Raw genomic sequence first — 19,383 nt, forward strand, 5'->3', positions numbered from 1 at the left:
TGAAGGATTTCAATGACATCACCTACGTCATTGCGAGGAGCGCAGCGACGCGGCAATCTCAGCTAGCGGTGGCAGGCTAAGTTCATCAAGGTGTTTCACTGCCCATCATCTCGATCAGCCGCTCATCACTGGGCATACCCTGAATACGGTCAAGACGCACGGCCCCGTTCTCTGTTTCACGCTGAAAAACGGAAGTGGGGGTTGCATATAGGCCCAGCTCTTCGAACAACTGGTTATTGGCGTACACCTGCTCTTCAATTTCTCTCGGTTGGGCACTAGCTTCGATTTCCTGCTGGCCGCTTTCATGGGCATGCAGTGTCGCGCTGGATCGTCGCGCCGAGAATAGCGGCTGCTTTTCCAGGGCTGTCGGGTGCTAAGATACCTACCATGATATGACGTAGCTGCACCTCACCTGCTTCCACCCAGGGGCGAACGTCTTGCCACATTTGACGGCAGTAGGGGCAGTTGGCATCCGTGAAGGTGTAAATCACCCGGGGGCATCCACATTGCCGTCCTGTACCCAGTGGCTTTCGCTTAATAGCTGCCATGTTTGTGCCTCTAGCGGTGCACGTACATGCTCATCCAGTTGCGCTTCGGTAAGGTCATTCCCCTCATTATCCATTAGCGTACCCACCACGGCGTGCTCGCCATCCGGCGTCAGGTAAATCGCCATGTCCTGGCCCTGCACGCTGGCGCCGTAGCCGCGCAACCCTCCGGGGGCATCGAATTGACCATGAATTTCCAAGCCTTGGTCGGCAAGTGCCTGAATAGGGGCGGGTAGCTCATCGGCATAGCTCGCAGAGGTGCCGACCAATCCTGCCAGCAGGAGAAAACCACTTATGCCAGCGTGACGTTTTAAGTGCATTGCAGCGCCTTGTTTGAATAAGAGTGAGAGGCTAGAGATTTAATAACCGCCGCCTTAGTGCTGGCAATCCCTAAAATAATGCCGTGTTGCGATTATCGCAGCACAACATTATTTAGGGATTATGCACTTTATAGCTGGGGCAATATGTCGCAACTTACGGTTTTTGAAACTTACGATTTTTGAAACTTTAGATTTCTCAATGGTATTAACGAAATGGTGTTAACTATCAGCTACCAGCCAACGCACCGCGTAGGGCGGCAGCGCTCCTTCTGCGACCCAGGGGTTAGCGGGATCCAGCGCTTGCCAGGCGTGTTTTTCAAGTGCCTGGGTAACTGCCTCGCCCACGTTTTCTAAGGGAAGCGGCAGATCGGTGACGTTGTACAGAGCCAGTAATCGGCGGCCATCGTGCAGTGGGCCGCGCTCTACCGCCAGCAGTTCCGGTGCCGAGACTAACACTCGCTGGGCGGCATTGGGGTGAAAGCAGGACTCTTGACGGCGCTGGTCTAATAGCCGGTTTAAGGCGTGAAAAACATCGTGGGTGGGCGTTGAAGGGCTATCTAACAGCAGGTCTAGCTCGCTACGCTGCCAGCGCCGGCGGTTGATCGAACGTAGCCGCCCACTGCGCTCAACGCCTTCCACGTCATTGAGTGTGCCAGTTAGGGTGTGAATATACAGCGCGGGGATACCTTGCAAACTCAGCATAATTGCTTGGCTGCATAGAAAACGCGCTACCTGCCACGGGTCGGGGCCGCGGCGGGTGCCGCGCATGGCTTCAAACCAGGTGATATTGATCTCATAGGGCGTATCGCTTCCATCGGGGGTTGCTACGCATGCTGACAAAGCCTCCGAAACGGTGCATCAGCTCCAGCAGCGCATCCCGCTCGTGATCGGGCAATAAACCTTCCAAGGGTCGCACGCCAATGCCGTCGTGGCTGGCCGTAAAGTTGAGGTAGGTGCATTGGTCGGGCAGTACCGGAAGGCTGGCAAGCCAGGTTTGTAAGGTGCTCGCTTCGCCCCGGGTGAGGGTGTGCAATAGCAGCGGGGGGAGGGCAAACTGATACACCATATGGGCTTCGTCGGGGCCCCCCGCTGGCAACCGATCCAAGCCAAAATAACTGATATTTTCCTGGTGGGGCACATTGGTTTCGGTGATTAACAGGGTACCTGGGGCCACGTGATCCACGATCGCTCGTAGCAGCCGCACCACAGTGTGGGTTTCCGGCAGGTGAATGCAGGCAGTACCCAGCCGCTTCCACAGAAAGGCCACCGCATCCAAACGTACAATCCGCGTTCCTTGCTCCAGGTAGAACAGCAAAATACCCACGAACTCCAGCAGCACATCCGGATTTTCAAAGTTCAGGTCAAGCTGGTCTTCGGAGAACGTCGCCCACAGGTAGCGGGTGCCACGCCGGGTGGAAATGGGCACCAGCAGCGGGCTGCTGCGTGGGCGCACCACCTGGGAGACATCGGTAACTGGATCGACTTCGATAAAGTAGTCGCGGCCGGGCAGGCTGCCGCTCAGGTAATCCACAAACCAGAGAGACTCCCGTGAGACGTGATTGAGCACCAGGTCGGCCATTAAGTCGTAATGGCTGGCGAGTTCGCGGATGTGCGACCAATCACCAAGATCGGGGTTCACTTCCCGGTAGTGAATCACCGAAAAGCCGTCGTCGCTGCTCCAGGGAAAGAAGGGCAGTACATGTACACCGCTGATGCGATCGCCCAACCGCGCTTGAAGAAAATCGCTAAGCACTGCCAACGGCGGCACATATCTTCAATAATCGAGTCACCGTAGCTGATCACCCACTGATCTTTTTCGCTCCAAGAGGGTGCGTTTTTAGTGCTGGTTCTACCGGAGCTGGATGAAAATGGGGCAAGCGACTGAAAATGCGCTAGACGCTGGTTTAAACGGCGCTGCACTTCCCCCGCCCTGGGGCCATAAAGGTGGCTGAGGTAGTCGTTAACGGTCTGCTCAAAGGGGGGCATGGGTAGCTCCTGATAAACAATCTGCCACAAACGCTGCAGCTTGTGTGCCAAATCGTTACAATACGAGGTTGATACCGCGTTTAAACGCTAAGATACATTAGCTTGTGGCAGTTACTACTGCTAAAACGCTATTAATAGCACACACATTGACAGGTTATAACACGCTAACTCGTGCGGTACGCCGACACGAGCTGACAACAGGTTGACCGCCATGCATTGCCCTTTTTGTGGTGCAAACGATACTCGAGTGACTGATTCGCGCCTGGTAGCGGATGGTGATCAGGTACGCCGTCGTCGACGCCAGTGTGCGAGCTGCCAAGAGCGCTTTACCACCTACGAAACCGCAGAATTGGTAATGCCGCGGGTGGTGAAGTCCGACGGCTCCCGCGAGAGCTTTAATGAAGCCAAACTGCGGGCAGGTATGTTGCGTGCGCTGGAAAAGCGTCCGGTCAGTGCAGAAGCCATTGAAGCGGCGGTAGAGCGCATCCGCCAAACCTTACGTGCCCGGGGCGATCGCGAAATCAACGCCCGTGATATTGGCGAGTCGGTCATGCAAGCGCTTAAACCCTCGATCATGTAGCCTATATCCGCTTTGCTTCGGTATATCGCAAGTTCCAGGATCTGGATGAATTTCGCGCTGAAATTGACCGGCTGTCCCAAGAGCCCTCTTCCCGACTGGGCCATGGCAGCGAGTCGTCAAAATGAGTGCTGTCTTTAGCCAAGCCGACCACCGCTATATGGCGCGGGCGCTGCAACTGGCGCAAAAAGGCTTATACACCACGGATCCCAACCCGCGGGTCGGCTGTGTGATTGTGCGTGACGAGCAGATTGTCGGTGAAGGCTTTCACCTGTGTGCCGGTGAACCCCACGCCGAAATTCACGCGTTGAATGATGCTGGTGAGCAAGCCCTGGGCGCGACCGCCTACGTCACCCTGGAGCCTTGTTCCCACACCGGCCGCACTGGCCCCTGCGCGGTGGCGCTCCAGGAAGCGAAGGTGTCGCGGGTAGTGGTTGCCATGGTGGATCCGAACCCGCAGGTGAGTGGCCGCGGTATTCGTCTGCTTGAAGAGGCGGGTGTTGAGGTGGCGGTGGGGTTATTAGAGAGTGACGCGCGCGCTCTGAATCCCGGCTTTATTGCTCGCATGACCCAGCAGCGTCCCTTTGTGCGCCTGAAAATGGCGATGAGTCTAGATGGTCGTACCGCCATGGGGTCGGGGGAGTCTCAGTGGATCACCGGGCCTGAAGCACGCACCCAGGTGCAGCGGCTACGGGCACGCTCCAGCGCGATATTAAGCGGCGTTGAGTCGCTCATTATGGACGACTCTCGGCTGACGTTACGAGCAGAGCAGTTACAGCTTAACAACGCAGACGAAGTGGTTCGCCGCCAGCCCCTGCGGGTGATTTTAGATACCCACTTGCGCCTACCTCTGGCGGCAGCCTGTTTAAGCGAGCCTGGGCGTACGCTAGTGATCACCACATCAGACCACTTGGAAGAGAAGCGGGAACGGTTAACTCAGGCGGGCGCTGAAGTACAGGTGTTGCCCGCCGGTAGCGATGGCCGTATCGATTTAGTGGCAATGCTGCAGTGGTTAGCCGAAAATGAACAGGTTAATGAACTGCTGGTGGAAACCGGAGCGACATTGGCGGGCGCTATGCTCGATGCGGCGTTGGTCGATGAGCTACAGCTGTTTGTTGCCCCCACACTGTTAGGCGGCGAAGCGCGGCCCCTTTTTGCGTTGCCAGGGCTCTCACGTATGGCCGATCAGCGGCGGTTAACCATTCACGATATGCGAGCAGTAGGGCGCGATTGGCGCATTATTGCATCCCCTCTAGCGACTAGCGCATCTGGCGAATTTTGCGAGAGCAAGGTACCCTGACGCGCAAAATCGTGACTCACTCTCGCGACACTCTTTCTCGATAACCTATCCTGACAAGCTATCGTGACAACACTTATTGGAGATTCCATGGCGCACCCCTCCTCTAGAGGCTTAGCCCCTATCGCCGAGCTGGTGGACGATATCCGCCAGGGCAAAATGGTGATTCTCATGGACGATGAGGATCGCGAAAATGAAGGTGATATCATCATGGCCGCCGAAAAAGTGCAGGCCGAGCATATCAACTTTATGGCCCGTTTCGCCCGCGGCTTGATCTGCATGCCGATGACTCGCGCCCGCTGTGAGCAGCTTAATCTGCCGCTAATGGTGCGTGATAACGGTTCCGGTTTTGGCACCAAGTTTACTCTCTCCATTGAGGCAACCGAAGGCGTCACGACGGGTATTTCAGCTGCAGATCGTGCGCGTACCGTGCAAGCCGCGGTGGCACCCAATGCAAAGCCCTCTGATATCGTTCAGCCAGGCCATATCTTTCCGCTGATGGCCGAGCCGGGCGGCGTGCTGCGCCGTGCCGGGCATACGGAAGCTTCGTGTGATTTGGCGGCACTGGCGGGCTGTGACCCTAGCGGTGTAATCTGTGAGATTATGAACGATGATGGCAGCATGGCGCGCCGCCCCGAGCTTGAAGCCTTCGCCCAGGAGCACGGTATTAAGATCGGTACCATCGCGGATCTGATTCACTACCGTATCGTTAACGAACAGACCATCGATCATCTGGAAGCGTCAACGGTCATGACCTCCCATGGCGAGCTTGAGCTGCACGTGTTCCGTGATCGTATCCAGGGCGCTCACCATTTGGCGTTGGTGAACGGTCAGCCCACGCCGGAACAGGCCACCACGGTGCGCGTGCATCTGACTGATACGCTGCGCGATGTAATGGGCTTGATGAAAGACGAACAGTGCCGCTGGGATGCCCATCGCGCGCTGGAAGAGATTGCCAGTGCCGCGCCAGGCGTGTTTGTGTTGATTGACGACGGCCGCCCGCACCAGGATTTGAAAGACCAGCTGGATATCTTTTTGGATCGCGTGCGCCAGCCGCGTACCAGCGACTCCGACGGTGCCGGTAACTACTTGACCATCGGCACCGGTTCTCAGATTCTGCGCTATTTAGGCGTGGGTAAAATGCGATTACTTAGTTCACCGTGGAAGTTTTCGGCGCTGTCCGGCTTTGACCTCGAAGTCGTAGAGCGTCTGGGCCCTAATGACACGGCGTATGAACCAACTTCTCAGCAGAACTAATTCAGCAGGAATAAATTGATGCACTCCCTCACTCAAGTTGAAGGTACGTTTGTTGATGTCGATGGCCGCTATGTCATCGTGGTCGGCCGTTTTAACCATCACGTGGTCGATAGCCTGGTGGAAGGCGCCGTCGACAGCTTGACCCGTCACGGTGTCGACGCCGAGCATATCCACATTGTTCACGTGCCGGGCGCCTGGGAACTCCCGCTGGCGGTGAAGCGCGTGTTGAAGGTAATGAAACCCGACGCAGTGATTGCCCTGGGCGCGGTCATTCGCGGTGGCACACCGCATTTTGAATACGTGGCGGGCGGCTGTAATACGGCGATTAATCACTTACAGCTTGAGTTTGATACCCCGGTGGCTAATGGTGTGTTAACCGTTGAAACCATTGAGCAAGCGATTGAGCGTGCAGGCACCAAGGCCGGTAACAAAGGCACCGAAGCTGCCATGGCCGCGATGGAAATGGTCTCTCTGCTCCGTGCGCTACCGTCAGGAGATACCCAATGAGCGAGCGTAAACCCTCTGCCGCTCAGCAGGGCCGCCACGCGGCGCGGGAATTAACGGTGCAGGGGCTTTATCAATGGCACATGACGGGTAAATCCATTACCACCATTGAAGCCGAGTTTCGTAGCCAGGTCGCCGACGATGACCTGGAAGATCACGAAAATTGGGTCAAGGTGATGGAGATCGCCGACAAGGCGCTGTTTCACGAGTTACTCCATAATACCGTGCGGTTCAAAGCGGAACTGGATCGTGAAATCTCCCCTGCTAGACCGCCGCTTAGAAGATCTCGATGCGGTAGAGTTGGCCATCCTACGGTTGGGCGCTTACGAGCTTTCCCGCCGCATGGAAGTACCTTATCGTGTCGTCATTAACGAAGGCGTTGAGCTGGCTAAGTCATTTGGCGCCACCGATGGCCATAAATACGTGAACGGCATTCTCGACAAGCTGGCTATTCGCTTGCGCAGTGCCGAGGTCAGCGCTCGTCGTCTCTGAACGCGAGCGGTATGACAATGCGTTTAAGGGGCCTTTGTGCTTGCCGAATTTGATTTGATTCGACGCTACTTTATGTCGTCGCAGGAGGCGTCGGCTGCGTCAAATGGCGTCACACTGGGATGTGGAGACGACGCCACGCTGCTGTTGCCGCAAGCAGGCCAACAGTTGGTCGTGAGCGTTGATACCTCGGTGGTGGATGTACACTTCCCCCGCGAAGCATCAGCATTTGCGGTGGGTCACCGTGCCTTGGCCGTTGCGCTGAGCGATCTGGCCGCCATGGGGGCGACTTCGCGTTGGTGTTTGATGGCGTTAACCCTTGATCAGCGCCAGTTTACCAATGATGAAGCCACCCATGCTTGGCTTACAGACTATGCGCGAGGCTTTCATACGCTTTGTCAGCAGCACGCCACCACGCTGGTGGGGGGCGATGTCACTTCCGGTGCGCTTTCCATAGGCGTTACTGTGATGGGTGAACTCCCGGTGGGCGAAGCCTTGACCCGTAGCGGTGCCCAGGCGGGAGATCTGATCGCTGTCACCGGTGCACTAGGTGGTGGGGCAGGCGGGCTGGCGCTTTGGCAGCAGGGCGAGCGCGATCTGGCGCATCCATTGTTAAGTCGCTACCTATTGCCACAACCGCGCTTAGCGGCGGGCCTGGCGTTGCGCGATTTAGCCACCGCTGCACTGGATATCTCCGATGGGCTACTGGCCGACTTGGCGCATATTCGCGACGCTTCGCAGGTCGGAGCCGTCATCGCGCTAGACGCCTTACCACTGGCGGACGAACTGGAAAGCTCCCTAGGTCGGGAAGCTGCACTAAAGGCGGCACTTTCCGGCGGGGATGATTACGAACTGCTTGTTACCCTCGGCGCTGACGACGTCGCAGAGGCGCAACAACGTTTAGCGCCATTGGGTCTCTCGCTGACCGTCATCGGCCACTGCAGTGAAGCGTTAGGCGTTACTGCCTCTGGCCAGAGTGAACTGAGTCGTTATGTCAGCGGCTATGCCGGCTGGCAGCATTTTAGTGGGGAAGCGCCATGAATCATGCACCGAAAAGTGTCTGGCGTCGCCCAACACATTTTTTTGCCTTCGGCTTGGGTAGCGGTGCTGTCCCTTGGGCGCCGGGTACCTTTGGCACGCTAGCGGCCATTCCGTTCTACTGGATGATGGCGGAACTGCCCCTGGGGTGGTACCTGAGTATTTGTTTTGTTGCCTTTATTGTCGGCGTTTGGCTATGTGATAAAACGTCCCACGATTTAGGGGTACACGATCACTCGGGTATCGTGTGGGACGAGTTTGTGGGTTACTGGCTAACCATGGCGGCGGTGCCTTTTTCGTGGGAGGCTGCGCTATGGGGATTTGTAGTATTTCGCATCTTCGATGTCTTTAAGCCCTGGCCGATTCGCTGGGCTGACCGCCGCGTGGCGGGCGGCTTTGGTATTATGATCGATGACGTGATGGCAGGGGCCTACGCCTGGAGTACTATGCACCTGTGGTTCTGGCTACACTAAACTTGGTAAGTGGTAAGTGGTAAATAGAGATCAGGAGCGGTTGATAACTTTTTTCGAGTGCATTGGCTGCAAGGCGTTGGCTTCAAGGAGGTAGCATGCGCAAGGAACGTCTGATTGTCCCCACGCTGGCGATTATAGCCGTAGTGTGGATGGCAGCGCAGCTACTCTCCAGTGTGCTGTTTGAGCGCAGTCTACGCCAAGCGCTCGAAGATCTGGAGGCGCGGGGCGAGTGGCGCGTCAATCGTACTGAGAGTCATCAAGGGTGGTTAAGCTCCCAAGGCAGGGTGATACTGTCACCGCTTTTGGGTCGACCCTGGCGCCTTGAGCTCACGTATAGCGCGCGGCACGGTATTTTAAGCACGGATGTCGAAGGCACCGTACTACCACGTCTCGATACCGTTCTGCAGCAAGCCGTGGGTGAGGTCACCGCCCCTCTGTGCCGCGTTGGCAGGGGCGCTATCACACCCTTAGCGGTCATAGCGAATTGCGCCTTGCCCTTGCCCCCTTTGTGATTCAACAAAATGGCCGCGATTTAGCCGTCCGCGGTGGTCGGCTGCGCTTGGAAGGCGTGTTTGGCGATTGGCGACTACGCGCGTTATTTGATCAACTTACCCTGACCGACGGTATGGCCCAGCTTGCGATAGGCCCCACGGTGCTCGAAAGCCGCTATACTTATATTGATGATGCTTACCACTTTGCTCAACGCGATCACCTGCATATTGAAACGCTGACGCTCAGCTACCCCTCCTACGATATCCAGTTTTCACCTCTCGATCTAAACAGCCATATGGTGCTGGATGAGAGCGAACTCCGTATCAAAGGCGAGCTTGAAGTGGGCGATGTGATGGTGCCTTCTCAAGCGCCTGATATGCCGCTGCTCAATGGCCGCATAGAGATGGAGCTTTCGCGTTTGAATGCCGATGCGGTTCGCCACTTGATTCGCCGTTTGCGCCAGGAAGCCGCCTGGGGAGACGCTAGTCTACCTATGGCCGAAGGGTTGCTGGCCCGTTTGGAGCCGGATCTGCGCAAAGTGCTTAGCGACTCGCCACGTTTAGATGTCATGACCATCGCCATCGACAGTCCGCTGTTGGGTATTCGCCTGGATGCGGATGGCGCGCTGTTTTTTGATGCCCGCCAGTTGGATGAGCTGAGTGTGGTTAACCTCGACAAAAAGAAAGAGCAGGCGAAATGGCTGGAGCGCATTGATGGCGACTTTACCTGGCACGATGCGCCTACCGTCGCCGCATTATGGTTAGGTCTGCCCCTGGGGACTCGGGAGCTGCAGTTTGATGTGGTGCGTGGCGTTTGGCGTATCAATGGGCGCCCGATGCCCGAGCTTTGGCCTCAATAATTTTAAAAGAAAAGTTTACCTACGGTCGCAGGGAGCGCCGCTAAACTGACTGTTCTACTCGCGAAGGGTTGAAGTTTTGGCCCATTGCCCGCATTCCATGGACAACACTAGGCGGTTCTCACCGCCGGTATCGGTTCATTGGAGGACGCATGAGCGACCAGGATTACGAACACGACGCTGAACATCTTGATTGGCAACTTGATGATGAGCAGTCATCCACTACTGATGACACCCCCGGTAGTGAAGAGAGTAGTGAAGACAGTGGTGCAAACCACTCTAACGAACAGACTGAAAAAAGCTCTCAAGAGCCCGATAGTAAGCAGGGAGGAAGTGAGTACCGCTCAGACGGCGAGCGGGTAAACTCTCTGGTGCCCGCTAGCGAAATGCTGCCCGAACGCATTTATCTCCTGCCTATTCATAACCGGCCGTTCTTCCCCGCCCAGGTACAGCCGCTGGTGATTAATCGTGAGCGCTGGGAAGAGACCATGCGCCGTGTGGGTAACACGCCGCACCACACATTGGGTGTTGCCTTTGTGGGCGAGCAGGGTGTCACCTCCCTGGATCACGAAGGTTTCCCGGAGATCGGTACTGCGGTCAAAGTGCACAAACTTAAGGGCGAAGACGATCAGATTCAGTTTATCGCTCAAGGGCTTCAACGCTTTAAAATTACCCGCTGGCTCTCCAAAGAGCCGCCTTACCTCGTCGAGGTGACCTACCCTAAAGAGCCGGTTGATGCGGAGAACGAAGAGACCCGCGCCTACGCCATGGCGATCATCAACGGCATTAAAGAGCTGCTGCCGATTAACCCGCTGTACGGTGAAGAACTCAAGCACTACCTCAACCGCTTTAGTCCTCATCAGCCGGGGCCGTTGACCGATTTTGCCGCCGCTATTACCTCCGCCAAAGGCCCCGAACTTCAGGATGTGCTGGCAACACTTTCGGTAGAAGAGCGGATGCAGAAAGTGCTGCCGCTGCTGCGAAAAGAGATCGATGTTGCGTTGCTACAGGGCGAGATCAGCGAGCAGGTAAACGCGCAAATGCAGGATCGCCAGCGCGAGTTCTTCCTGCGCGAGCAGCTCAAGGTCATCCAGCGTGAATTGGGTATCTCCAAAGGTGATCGAGAAAACGATGTAGATACCTTTAGAGCGCGTTTGGAGTCACTGGTAGTGCCCGAGCGTGTTCAATCGCGTATTGACGATGAGCTGAATAAGCTCAGCGTGTTGGAAACCGGTTCGCCGGAGTATGGCACCACGCGTAACTACCTGGATTGGTTAACCTCGCTACCCTGGGGAGTGACCAGCCAGGATCAGTTGGATCTACCCCATGCCCGCCAGGTGCTGGATCGCGACCACGACGGTTTGAAAGACGTTAAAGAGCGTATTATCGAATTTCTGGCCGAGGGTACTTTCAAAGGCGACGTAGGCGGCTCGATTGTATTGTTGGTAGGCCCTCCTGGGGTAGGCAAAACCTCCATCGGACGTTCGATCGCCGAAGCCTTAGGGCGCCAGTTTTACCGTTTCTCAGTCGGTGGTATGCGCGATGAAGCGGAAATTAAAGGTCATCGGCGTACCTATGTGGGCTATGCCCGGCAAACTGGTGCAAGCCTTTAAAGAGGTCGAGGTCGAAAACCCCGTTATCATGCTGGATGAAATCGATAAGCTCGGGCAGTCCTTTCAGGGCGATCCAGCATCGGCGCTGCTGGAAGTACTTGATCCCGAACAGAACGTCGATTTCCTTGATCACTATCTTGATGTGCGCATGGACCTCTCCAAGGTGCTGTTTATCTGCACTGCCAACACGCTTGATTCGATTCCAGGGCCGCTGCTTGACCGTATGGAGCAGATCCGCCTCTCCGGTTATATCGCTGAAGAGAAGCTGGCGATTGCCAAGCACCACCTGTGGCCGAAGCTGCTCAAGCGCGACAACCTGACGAAAAAGAGGATCAGCCTCTCCGATGCGGCTTTAAAGCAGGTCATTGAAGGCTACGCCCGGGAAGCCGGAGTGCGCCAGCTGGAGAAGCAACTGCACCGCATTGTGCGTAAATCGGCCGTTAAACTGCTCGAAGAGGAGTCTGAAACGGTCAAGATATCAGTTAAAAACCTGGAGGAGTTCTTAGGTGCGCCGATTTTCCGTAAGGAGAAAGTGCTTACCGGCGAAGGGGTAGTGACCGGCCTGGCGTGGACTTCCATGGGGGGGGCAACATTGCCCATCGAAGCAGGCAAAGTACACTCACTGGATCGTGGTTTTAAACTGACCGGTAAGTTAGGCGAAGTGATGCAGGAGTCCGCCAATATCGCTTACAGCTATACTCTGGGCCACCTGCAGGAGTATGGTGCCGATACCGACTTCTTTGACTCGGCGTTTGTACACTTGCACGTACCCGAGGGCGCCACGCCGAAAGATGGCCCTTCGGCGGGTGTCACCATGACCACGGCGCTGCTCTCGCTGGCCAAGCACCATGCGATCGATAGGCCTTTGGCGATGACCGGCGAACTAACGTTAACCGGCCAAGTGCTCCCCGTTGGCGGTATTCGTGAGAAAGTCATTGCCGCGCGACGCAGCGATATTTTTGAATTGATTTTGCCCGACGCCAACAAGCGCGATTACGAAGAGTTGCCGGACTACCTGAAAGAGGGCATGACGGTGCACTTTGCCAAGCGCTACCGTGATGTGGCAGATGTCGTGTTTGGCCGAAAATAGAGCGTTGATTTTATTTGCAGCAATGGCTATTTAACCTTTTAAAGCGTCTTACGAGAGTAAGGCGCTTTTTTTACATTTGTTCACTGGTTTGCCGAGATGATCTATAGCGATAATGACCTCTGCTTTTATAAAAATTAAGAATATCTAATTCTTGGAGAACTAATGCGCAATAACCAGCCCGTGACGCAGCGTGAGTATGTTCTGAGTGAGGAAGCGGTGCTTATTTCCCGCTCGGATTTAAAGGGCAATGTGACCTACGCCAACCCTACTTTTGTTGAGGTCAGTGGCTATAGCCGTGAAGAACTCATTGGCTCTCCCCATAACCTCCTTCGTCACCCTGATATGCCTGAAGCTGCTTACAAGGATTTCTGGAAAACCATCCAAGCGGGGACAACCTGGCAAGGCGTGGTTAAAAATCGGCGTAAAAATGGCGATCACTACTGGGTGAATGCCACCGTGGCGCCGCTGCGGGACGGTGAGCGCATCGTCGGCTACACTTCCGTGCGCCGCAAAGCGTCAGAAAAAGCCATTAACCAGGCAGAAAAAATCTATGCCGAGATTCGCGAAAAAGGTAAATCCCGCCACTACGCACTAGCCCATGGCACGCTGCGGCGTAAAGGCTTGACCGGAATGCTGTCGCGCTTTCAGTTCACTAGCCTGAAAGCCAAGCTCACCAGTATGGTGGTGGCGTCGCTGCTGCTACTCTGTCTTTCGGGTGGGTTGGGAGTCTCTGCGCTGTTACTCTCCGGCGAGCGGCTGGAAACCATTAATCGCTCAGGGTTGAGCGATGTCGCCTCGCTGCAGAATATCGAACGCTATATTGGTCAAACGGTTGGCACGCTGGAACCTGCGGTACGAAGCCCTCGTCGGGCTGACCTGGAGGCCGTCAACGCAGACATTGGCCAGTATACCGACGCCATGCAGACGCTGTGGGCGGGCTACTATGCGGATGCGACGGTCACTGATGAGACCGCCCAGGCTTTTGATAGTGCTCTGAATACCTGGATTGATGCGGTGCAAACCGCCCTTGTGGCGATTGAAGAGGGTAATGGGTTCGCGGCCTTTGAGGCCTTGAATGACGTGGTGGTGCCGACCACAGAGTCGCTGCGCGAGATGAACAGCACCTTGGTTGAGCAGGTACGTGCCGATGCCGAATTGCTGGTGACCGAGGCACAAAGCGGGCGTCAGCAAATGCTGATAGCGCAGCTGGTGCTACTGGCGGTAGGCTTTTTAGTCATGATCGGCTTGAGTGTAATGATTCTGAAATCCGTGTTTCGCAGCTTGTCGGGCGCGCGGTATATCACTTTCCAAATTGCCGCGGGTAACTTGGCCGCCCGTGAACGTCGTCAAACTAACGACGAGTTGGGCGAGCTGCTCTACTCCCTGGACACCATGCGTTTTAGCCTCTCCAGCATCGTGGGCGATGTAGAGAATCGTGTCTCAGTGGTTACTCCGGCGATTCAGCAGATAGCCGCTGAAAATGAGGAACTCTCTTCGCGCACTGAGCAGCAGGCGTCGTCGCTTCAGCAGACCGCTTCGAGTATGGAGGAGATGACCTCGACGGTTCAGCAGAACACCGATAATGCCCGCCAGGCGACTGATCTGGCAGTGCAGAACGCTGCCAGCACCAAGGAAACCGGTCAGCAAATGCAAAAGCTGGTGGAGCGCATGCAGCGTATCGCCCAGAGTGCTGAAAAGATGACCGAGATGATCAGCGTGATCGACGGCATTGCCTTTCAAACTAATATTTTGGCACTCAACGCCTCGGTTGAGGCTGCGCGTGCTGGTGAACATGGACGCGGCTTTGCGGTAGTCGCCAGCGAAGTGCGCAATCTAGCTGGTCGCAGCGCAGATGCCGCCCAGGAAATTCGCAAGATGATTGATAGCACTACTCAGGAAGTCAGCGGTGGTCGTAGTGCGGTAGAGCAGGCGGAGCGGGCGATTGAGGAAGTCTCTCAGCAGGTGAGTCGAGTCAGTGAGCTGATGGAGTCGATCAGCACTGCGTCCAGCGAGCAGAGCAGTGGGATCGGTCAAATTAACTCGGCGATTGCCGAAATGGATCTTGTGACCCAGCAGAACGCTTCAAAAGTTCAGTCGATTGCGGCGTCAGCGGACAATCTCTCCCTCGAAGCCTTTGAACTCGCTAACGTGGTCGATGCATTCCGTTTGGAAGGCGCTCAAGACGAGAACATCAAAGAGGCGCGGGCGAAGTTACAGCGCGCCAACCAGGCACTCAGTAAAGCAACTCAGCAATTGACAGCCCCTTCAGAGCAGCGTGCTAAGACACCCGCAACACAGCCTCGCGCTGACCAGTGGGAAGCGTTTTAGCCCGGTAGACGACACTGTTAGGTGCTTGATTTCCCTTTATTCGGTTTTATGACATGCCACCCTTCGCGGTGGCATATTTCATGCATTACCTCTAATTGAAAAGGCTTAGCGTTAGGAGCCTGTCTGGCTTGGCCGATCGTCGCGAGAAGCATAGATTCGCAGTAGATCAGTGTTAAGTCGGACAGGCTCCTAGGGAACCGCTAATCCTAAAGATGGCACAAGCCTTCAATAAAAAAGTAGGGGGTCTCAATGCATAATGCCGCACAAGCAGCATCCACTATTTATGAATTAGCCGATGACGAAGTGTTGATCTCACGCTCGGATCTGCAGGGCAGAATCACCTACGCCAACCAAACCTTCGTGGAGGTGAGTGGTTACACGCTGGACGAGATCATGGGTGAACCCCATAGTCTGTTCCGCCACCACAGCATGCCCAAGGCGGTTTTTCAGAACCTGTGGGAAACCATTGAAGCCGGTAAAACCTGGCAGGGGCTGATCAAGAATCGCCGCCAAACGGGAGAAGCGTATTGGATGCATACCACCATCGCGCCGCTGCTCGATGGTAACCGCGTGGTGGGCTATACCTCTATCCGGCGTAAAGCGGCGGATAGAGCCATTGCCCGGGCAGAGCGGGTATACGCTGCAATGCAACAGGGCAAAACACGTGGTTTCAAGCTGCATTATGGTGCAATACGCCACACCGGTCTGCGTGGATGGGTAAAGCGTTTTAGTTTCAGCAGTATGCAGGCCAAACTAATGGGCATGGTGCTGGCTTCGGTGGTTTTGCTAGTCATCGCAGGGGCGGCGGGGGTGTATGGCTTAACCAGTTCCGCTGAACGCTTACGCACTCTCAATCAAACGGGCCTTGAAGGCATTACCGACCTTCAGCAGATAGGCCAGCGGGTTAGCCAAGCCATTCAGGCGTTAGAACCGGCGGTGCGCAACCCGAGGCGGGCGGATCTTGATGCTCTTGAAAGCCAGTTAACCACCATGAGTGCCGACATTGAGCAGTCGTGGCAAGGCTATACTGCAGAGCGCGAAACCGGCGGTGTGCAAGAGGGCCTAGCGGCACATCTCACCACTTTTATTGAAAGTGCCGATACCACCCTGACGGCTATCCGCGATGGTAACGGCTTTGCTGCTTTTGAAGCCTTTAATGACAACGTGCAGCCCACCTCTGAAAGTATTAGTGCCACTATCAATGTATTGGTTGAACAGGAACGCACGGCTGCGCATACGCTGATGGACAATGCCGAACAGCAGCAACAGGTATTATTGTACGGTCAGTTGGGCGTGCTGCTGCTGGGTATTGTGTTAATGGTGGGGCTGAGCATGGCGGTACTCAAATCGCTGATTAAATCACTCAACGAGGCGCGCCGGGTAACGTTCCAAATTGCCGCGGGTAACCTCGCCAACCGAGTGACTTTAAAGCGTAATGACGAGTTAGGCGAGTTGCTGAGTTCGCTGGAAACCATGCGCGCTAGCTTATCGGGGCTGATTACCGAGGTGGGCAACAAAGTTGATGTGGTGACACCTGCGTCCGAACATATCAAACAGCAGAATGAAGACCTGGCATCGCGCACTGAGCAGCAGGCCTCCTCGCTTCAGCAAACTGCCTCTAGCATGGATCAGATGACGGCGACCGTGCAGCAAAACAGCGAAAACGCCCGTCAGGCCAATCAACTGGCCATGCAAAATGCCACCACCAGCCGCGAAACCGGCGAGCGCATGCAGGCGCTAGTCGAACGCATGGAGCGTATCGCTGCCAGCGCCGATAAGATGACCGACATTATTAGCGTCATCGACGGCATCGCTTTTCAAACCAATATTCTGGCGCTGAATGCCTCAGTAGAAGCTGCTCGGGCTGGCGAGCAGGGGCGTGGTTTTGCAGTTGTGGCAAATGAGGTGCGTAGCTTGGCCGGGCGTAGCGCTGATGCGGCTGGCGATATTCGTCGTTTAATCGACTCTTCCTCCCAGGAGATTAGCGGCGGTGCCCAGGCGGTGAAGGAGGCCGAAGCCGCTATCGATCAGGTAGTGACTCAGGTAATGAGAGTCAGCGATATCATGGAAGAGATCAGCACCGCCTCCGATGAGCAGAGCAACGGTATCGCGCAAATCAATACCGCGGTCGCGGAGATGGATCACGTTACCCAGCAGAACGCCTCCAAGGTACAGTCGATTTCCAGCGCTGCTCAAGACCTCACCCGCGAAGCGCTGAGCCTGGCCAACGTTATCGCCGCCTTTCGCTTAGAGGGTGCTGCAGAAGAGAGCAGCGAGACTGCCCGCAAGCGCTTGCTTAAACAAGCAGGGCTTGGCTCCACGCCCCCATTAGCGTCATCTCCCACATTAGCCTCGCCCCAAAACTCCCCGACTCAGCGTACTGCCCAAGCCCAGCCAGCCGAAGAGGCGTGGGCGACCTTCTGATGAATCGGCGCCATGGAGGGCGCTTTACTTCCTATCGGGTCCCGTGATTTAGCCTCTACATCCAGCCTCCACATCTAGTCTCTGCGCATTGCTCATGCCACAATCAAAAGCCACTGATATTTTTCAGAATTAGTCTAGCCTGCAGCCTTGCGTGCTGTGGGCTAATAAAAAATAGAGCCTAGCTATTTATTAGAGAGTAGAGGACACCATGCCAGAGTATCGCTCACGTACCACCACCGCTGGCCGCAATATGGCCGGTGCCCGCGCGCTGTGGCGCGCCACCGGTATGCAGGATGGCGACTTTCAAAAACCGATTATCGCGGTAGCCAACTCCTTTACCCAGTTTGTGCCGGGCCATGTGCATTTAAAGGATATGGGCCAGCTGGTGGCGCGGGAGATTGAGAAAGCCGGGGGCGTCGCCAAAGAGTTCAACACCATTGCGGTGGACGATGGTATCGCCATGGGCCACGACGGCATGCTCTACTCGCTGCCCAGCCGCGACTTGATCGCTGACAGCGTTGAGTATATGTGCAACGCCCACTGCGCCGATGCGCTGGTATGTATTTCCAACTGCGACAAAATCACCCCAGGGATGCTGATGGCCGCTCTACGCCTCAATATTCCGGTTATCTTTGTTTCCGGCGGCCCCATGGAAGCGGGTAAAACCAAGCTTCTCAACCACGGCCTGGATCTCGTCGATGCCATGGTGATGGCCGCCGACGACAGCGTGGATGATGACACCCTGGCAGAAGTAGAGCGCAGCGCCTGCCCCACCTGTGGTAGCTGTTCGGGCATGTTTACCGCCAACTCCATGAACTGCTTAACCGAAGCGCTGGGCCTGGCCTTGCCCGGCAACGGTACCGTCTTGGCGACTCACTCGGATCGTCGTCGCCTGTTTGAAACCGCTGGTCATCGCATTGTCGAGCTGGCCAAGCGCTACTACGAAGGCGAAGAAGCCCACCTGCTGCCACGTGCCATTGCCTCCAAGGCGGCATTCAAAAACGCCATGACCCTGGATATCGCCATGGGCGGCTCTACCAACACCATTTTGCACTTCCTGGCGGCGGCCCAGGAAGCCGAGGTGGACTTCACCATGGCGGATATCGATCGCCTCTCCCGTGAAGTACCCCAACTCTGCAAAGTGGCGCCCAATACCCAGAAGTACCATATCGAAGACGTCCACCGTGCAGGTGGCATTATGGCCATCCTGGGGGAACTGGATCGTGCCGGGGTGCTGGATACCTCGGTGCCCACCGTCTATGGCGACAGCCTGAAAGCGGCGCTGGAAGAGTGGGATATCATGCGCTCGCCAAGCGCGGAAGTGGTTGAGTTCTTTAAAGCCGGGCCGGGTGGCGTCCCTACCCAAGTGGCATTTTCCCAAAGTGCCCGCTGGCCGAGTTTGGATGGTGATCGTGCCACCGGCTGTATTCGCGATCTTGAGCATGCCTTCTCTCAGCAGGGCGGCTTAGCCGTGCTCTATGGCAATATCGCGCTGGATGGCTGCGTGGTCAAAACCGCCGGGGTCGATGACTCGATCCTGGTCTTTGAAGGCCCCCCCATGTGGTGGAGTCTCAGGATCAGGCAGTCGCCGATGTGTTGGCGGATAAGGTCAAAGAGGGTGATGTCGTCGTGATTCGCTACGAAGGCCCGAAAGGCGGCCCCGGCATGCAGGAAATGCTCTACCCAACTTCCTATCTTAAATCCAAAGGGTTAGGCAAGGCCTGCGCGCTACTGACTGACGGGCGCTTCTCTGGCGGCACTTCAGGACTCTCTATTGGCCATGTTTCCCCTGAAGCAGCGGCGGGCGGCGCGATTGGATTGATCGAGCAGGGCGACCTGATCCGCATCGATATCCCCAATCGGGCGATTAACGTCAAACTGACCGATGCCGAGCTGGCGGCCCGCCGCGAGGCAATGGACGCCAAGGGTGCCACTGCCTGGAAGCCTGCCGAGCAGCGTCCCCGCAAGATCACTCCGGCACTTAAAGCCTATGCGCTGTTGGCGACCTCCGCTGACAAAGGGGCTGTTCGGGATCTAAGCAAGCTCGACTGATATACGCAGCTGAAACATGCAGCTGAAACATGCAATAAGCCC

The 19,383-nt window shown here is 56.1% G+C and carries 7 protein-coding genes and 7 pseudogenes; 12 read left to right on the plus strand and 2 right to left on the minus strand.

The window, feature by feature from the left end:
• Positions 1–85: 85 nt before the first annotated feature.
• Positions 86–865 (minus strand): annotated as a pseudogene (dsbG, locus tag FDY98_RS07680) (thiol:disulfide interchange protein DsbG).
• A gap of 219 nt (positions 866–1,084) precedes the next feature.
• Positions 1,085–2,851, minus strand: a pseudogene (locus FDY98_RS07685) (sugar phosphorylase).
• 211 nt (positions 2,852–3,062) lie between these two features.
• On the opposite strand from FDY98_RS07685, the pseudogene nrdR reads away from it, so the two are divergent.
• From nrdR to ilvD, 12 genes and pseudogenes are all read left to right on the plus strand, one after another.
• Positions 3,063–3,556: pseudogene (gene nrdR, locus FDY98_RS07690) on the plus strand (transcriptional regulator NrdR).
• The gene (gene ribD, locus FDY98_RS07695) at positions 3,553–4,728 is read left to right on the plus strand and encodes a bifunctional diaminohydroxyphosphoribosylaminopyrimidine deaminase/5-amino-6-(5-phosphoribosylamino)uracil reductase RibD (protein ID WP_027958808.1); all 1,176 of its coding nucleotides are present in this window, start codon (positions 3,553–3,555) and stop codon (positions 4,726–4,728) included. The pseudogene nrdR and the gene ribD overlap by 4 nt, the downstream one beginning before the upstream one ends.
• Before the next feature lie 87 nt (positions 4,729–4,815).
• A complete protein-coding gene (gene ribBA / locus FDY98_RS07700; RefSeq protein WP_027958809.1) occupies positions 4,816–5,982 on the plus strand; it encodes a bifunctional 3,4-dihydroxy-2-butanone-4-phosphate synthase/GTP cyclohydrolase II in 1,167 nt (388 codons plus the stop codon).
• A gap of 18 nt (positions 5,983–6,000) precedes the next feature.
• Positions 6,001–6,489, plus strand: coding sequence for a 6,7-dimethyl-8-ribityllumazine synthase (ribH, locus tag FDY98_RS07705; protein WP_007114490.1), 489 nt, complete (start codon positions 6,001–6,003; stop codon positions 6,487–6,489).
• Positions 6,486–6,978 (plus strand): annotated as a pseudogene (gene nusB / locus FDY98_RS07710) (transcription antitermination factor NusB). The gene ribH and the pseudogene nusB overlap by 4 nt, the downstream one beginning before the upstream one ends.
• A gap of 36 nt (positions 6,979–7,014) precedes the next feature.
• Entirely contained in the window at positions 7,015–8,016 is a 1,002-nt protein-coding gene (thiL, locus tag FDY98_RS07715) for a thiamine-phosphate kinase (RefSeq protein WP_027958810.1), read from the plus strand.
• Positions 8,013–8,486: a phosphatidylglycerophosphatase A family protein gene (locus FDY98_RS07720; RefSeq protein ID WP_009288468.1), complete on the plus strand. Its 474-nt coding sequence runs from the start codon at positions 8,013–8,015 to the stop codon at positions 8,484–8,486. The genes thiL and FDY98_RS07720 overlap by 4 nt, the downstream gene beginning before the upstream one ends.
• Before the next feature lie 95 nt (positions 8,487–8,581).
• Positions 8,582–9,837 (plus strand): annotated as a pseudogene (locus FDY98_RS07725) (DUF945 family protein).
• 149 nt (positions 9,838–9,986) lie between these two features.
• Positions 9,987–12,537 (plus strand): annotated as a pseudogene (lon, locus tag FDY98_RS07730) (endopeptidase La).
• A 162-nt stretch (positions 12,538–12,699) separates the two neighbouring features.
• The gene (locus tag FDY98_RS07735) at positions 12,700–14,865 is read left to right on the plus strand and encodes a methyl-accepting chemotaxis protein (protein ID WP_022519720.1); all 2,166 of its coding nucleotides are present in this window, start codon (positions 12,700–12,702) and stop codon (positions 14,863–14,865) included.
• 249 nt (positions 14,866–15,114) lie between these two features.
• A complete protein-coding gene (locus FDY98_RS07740; RefSeq protein WP_027958814.1) occupies positions 15,115–17,289 on the plus strand; it encodes a methyl-accepting chemotaxis protein in 2,175 nt (724 codons plus the stop codon).
• A gap of 208 nt (positions 17,290–17,497) precedes the next feature.
• Positions 17,498–19,341 (plus strand): annotated as a pseudogene (ilvD, locus tag FDY98_RS07745) (dihydroxy-acid dehydratase).
• Positions 19,342–19,383 lie beyond the last annotated feature (42 nt).

It is taken from the genome of Halomonas sp. PA16-9 (assembly GCF_009728585.1).
Classification (GTDB): Bacteria; Pseudomonadota; Gammaproteobacteria; order Pseudomonadales; family Halomonadaceae; genus Vreelandella; species Vreelandella titanicae.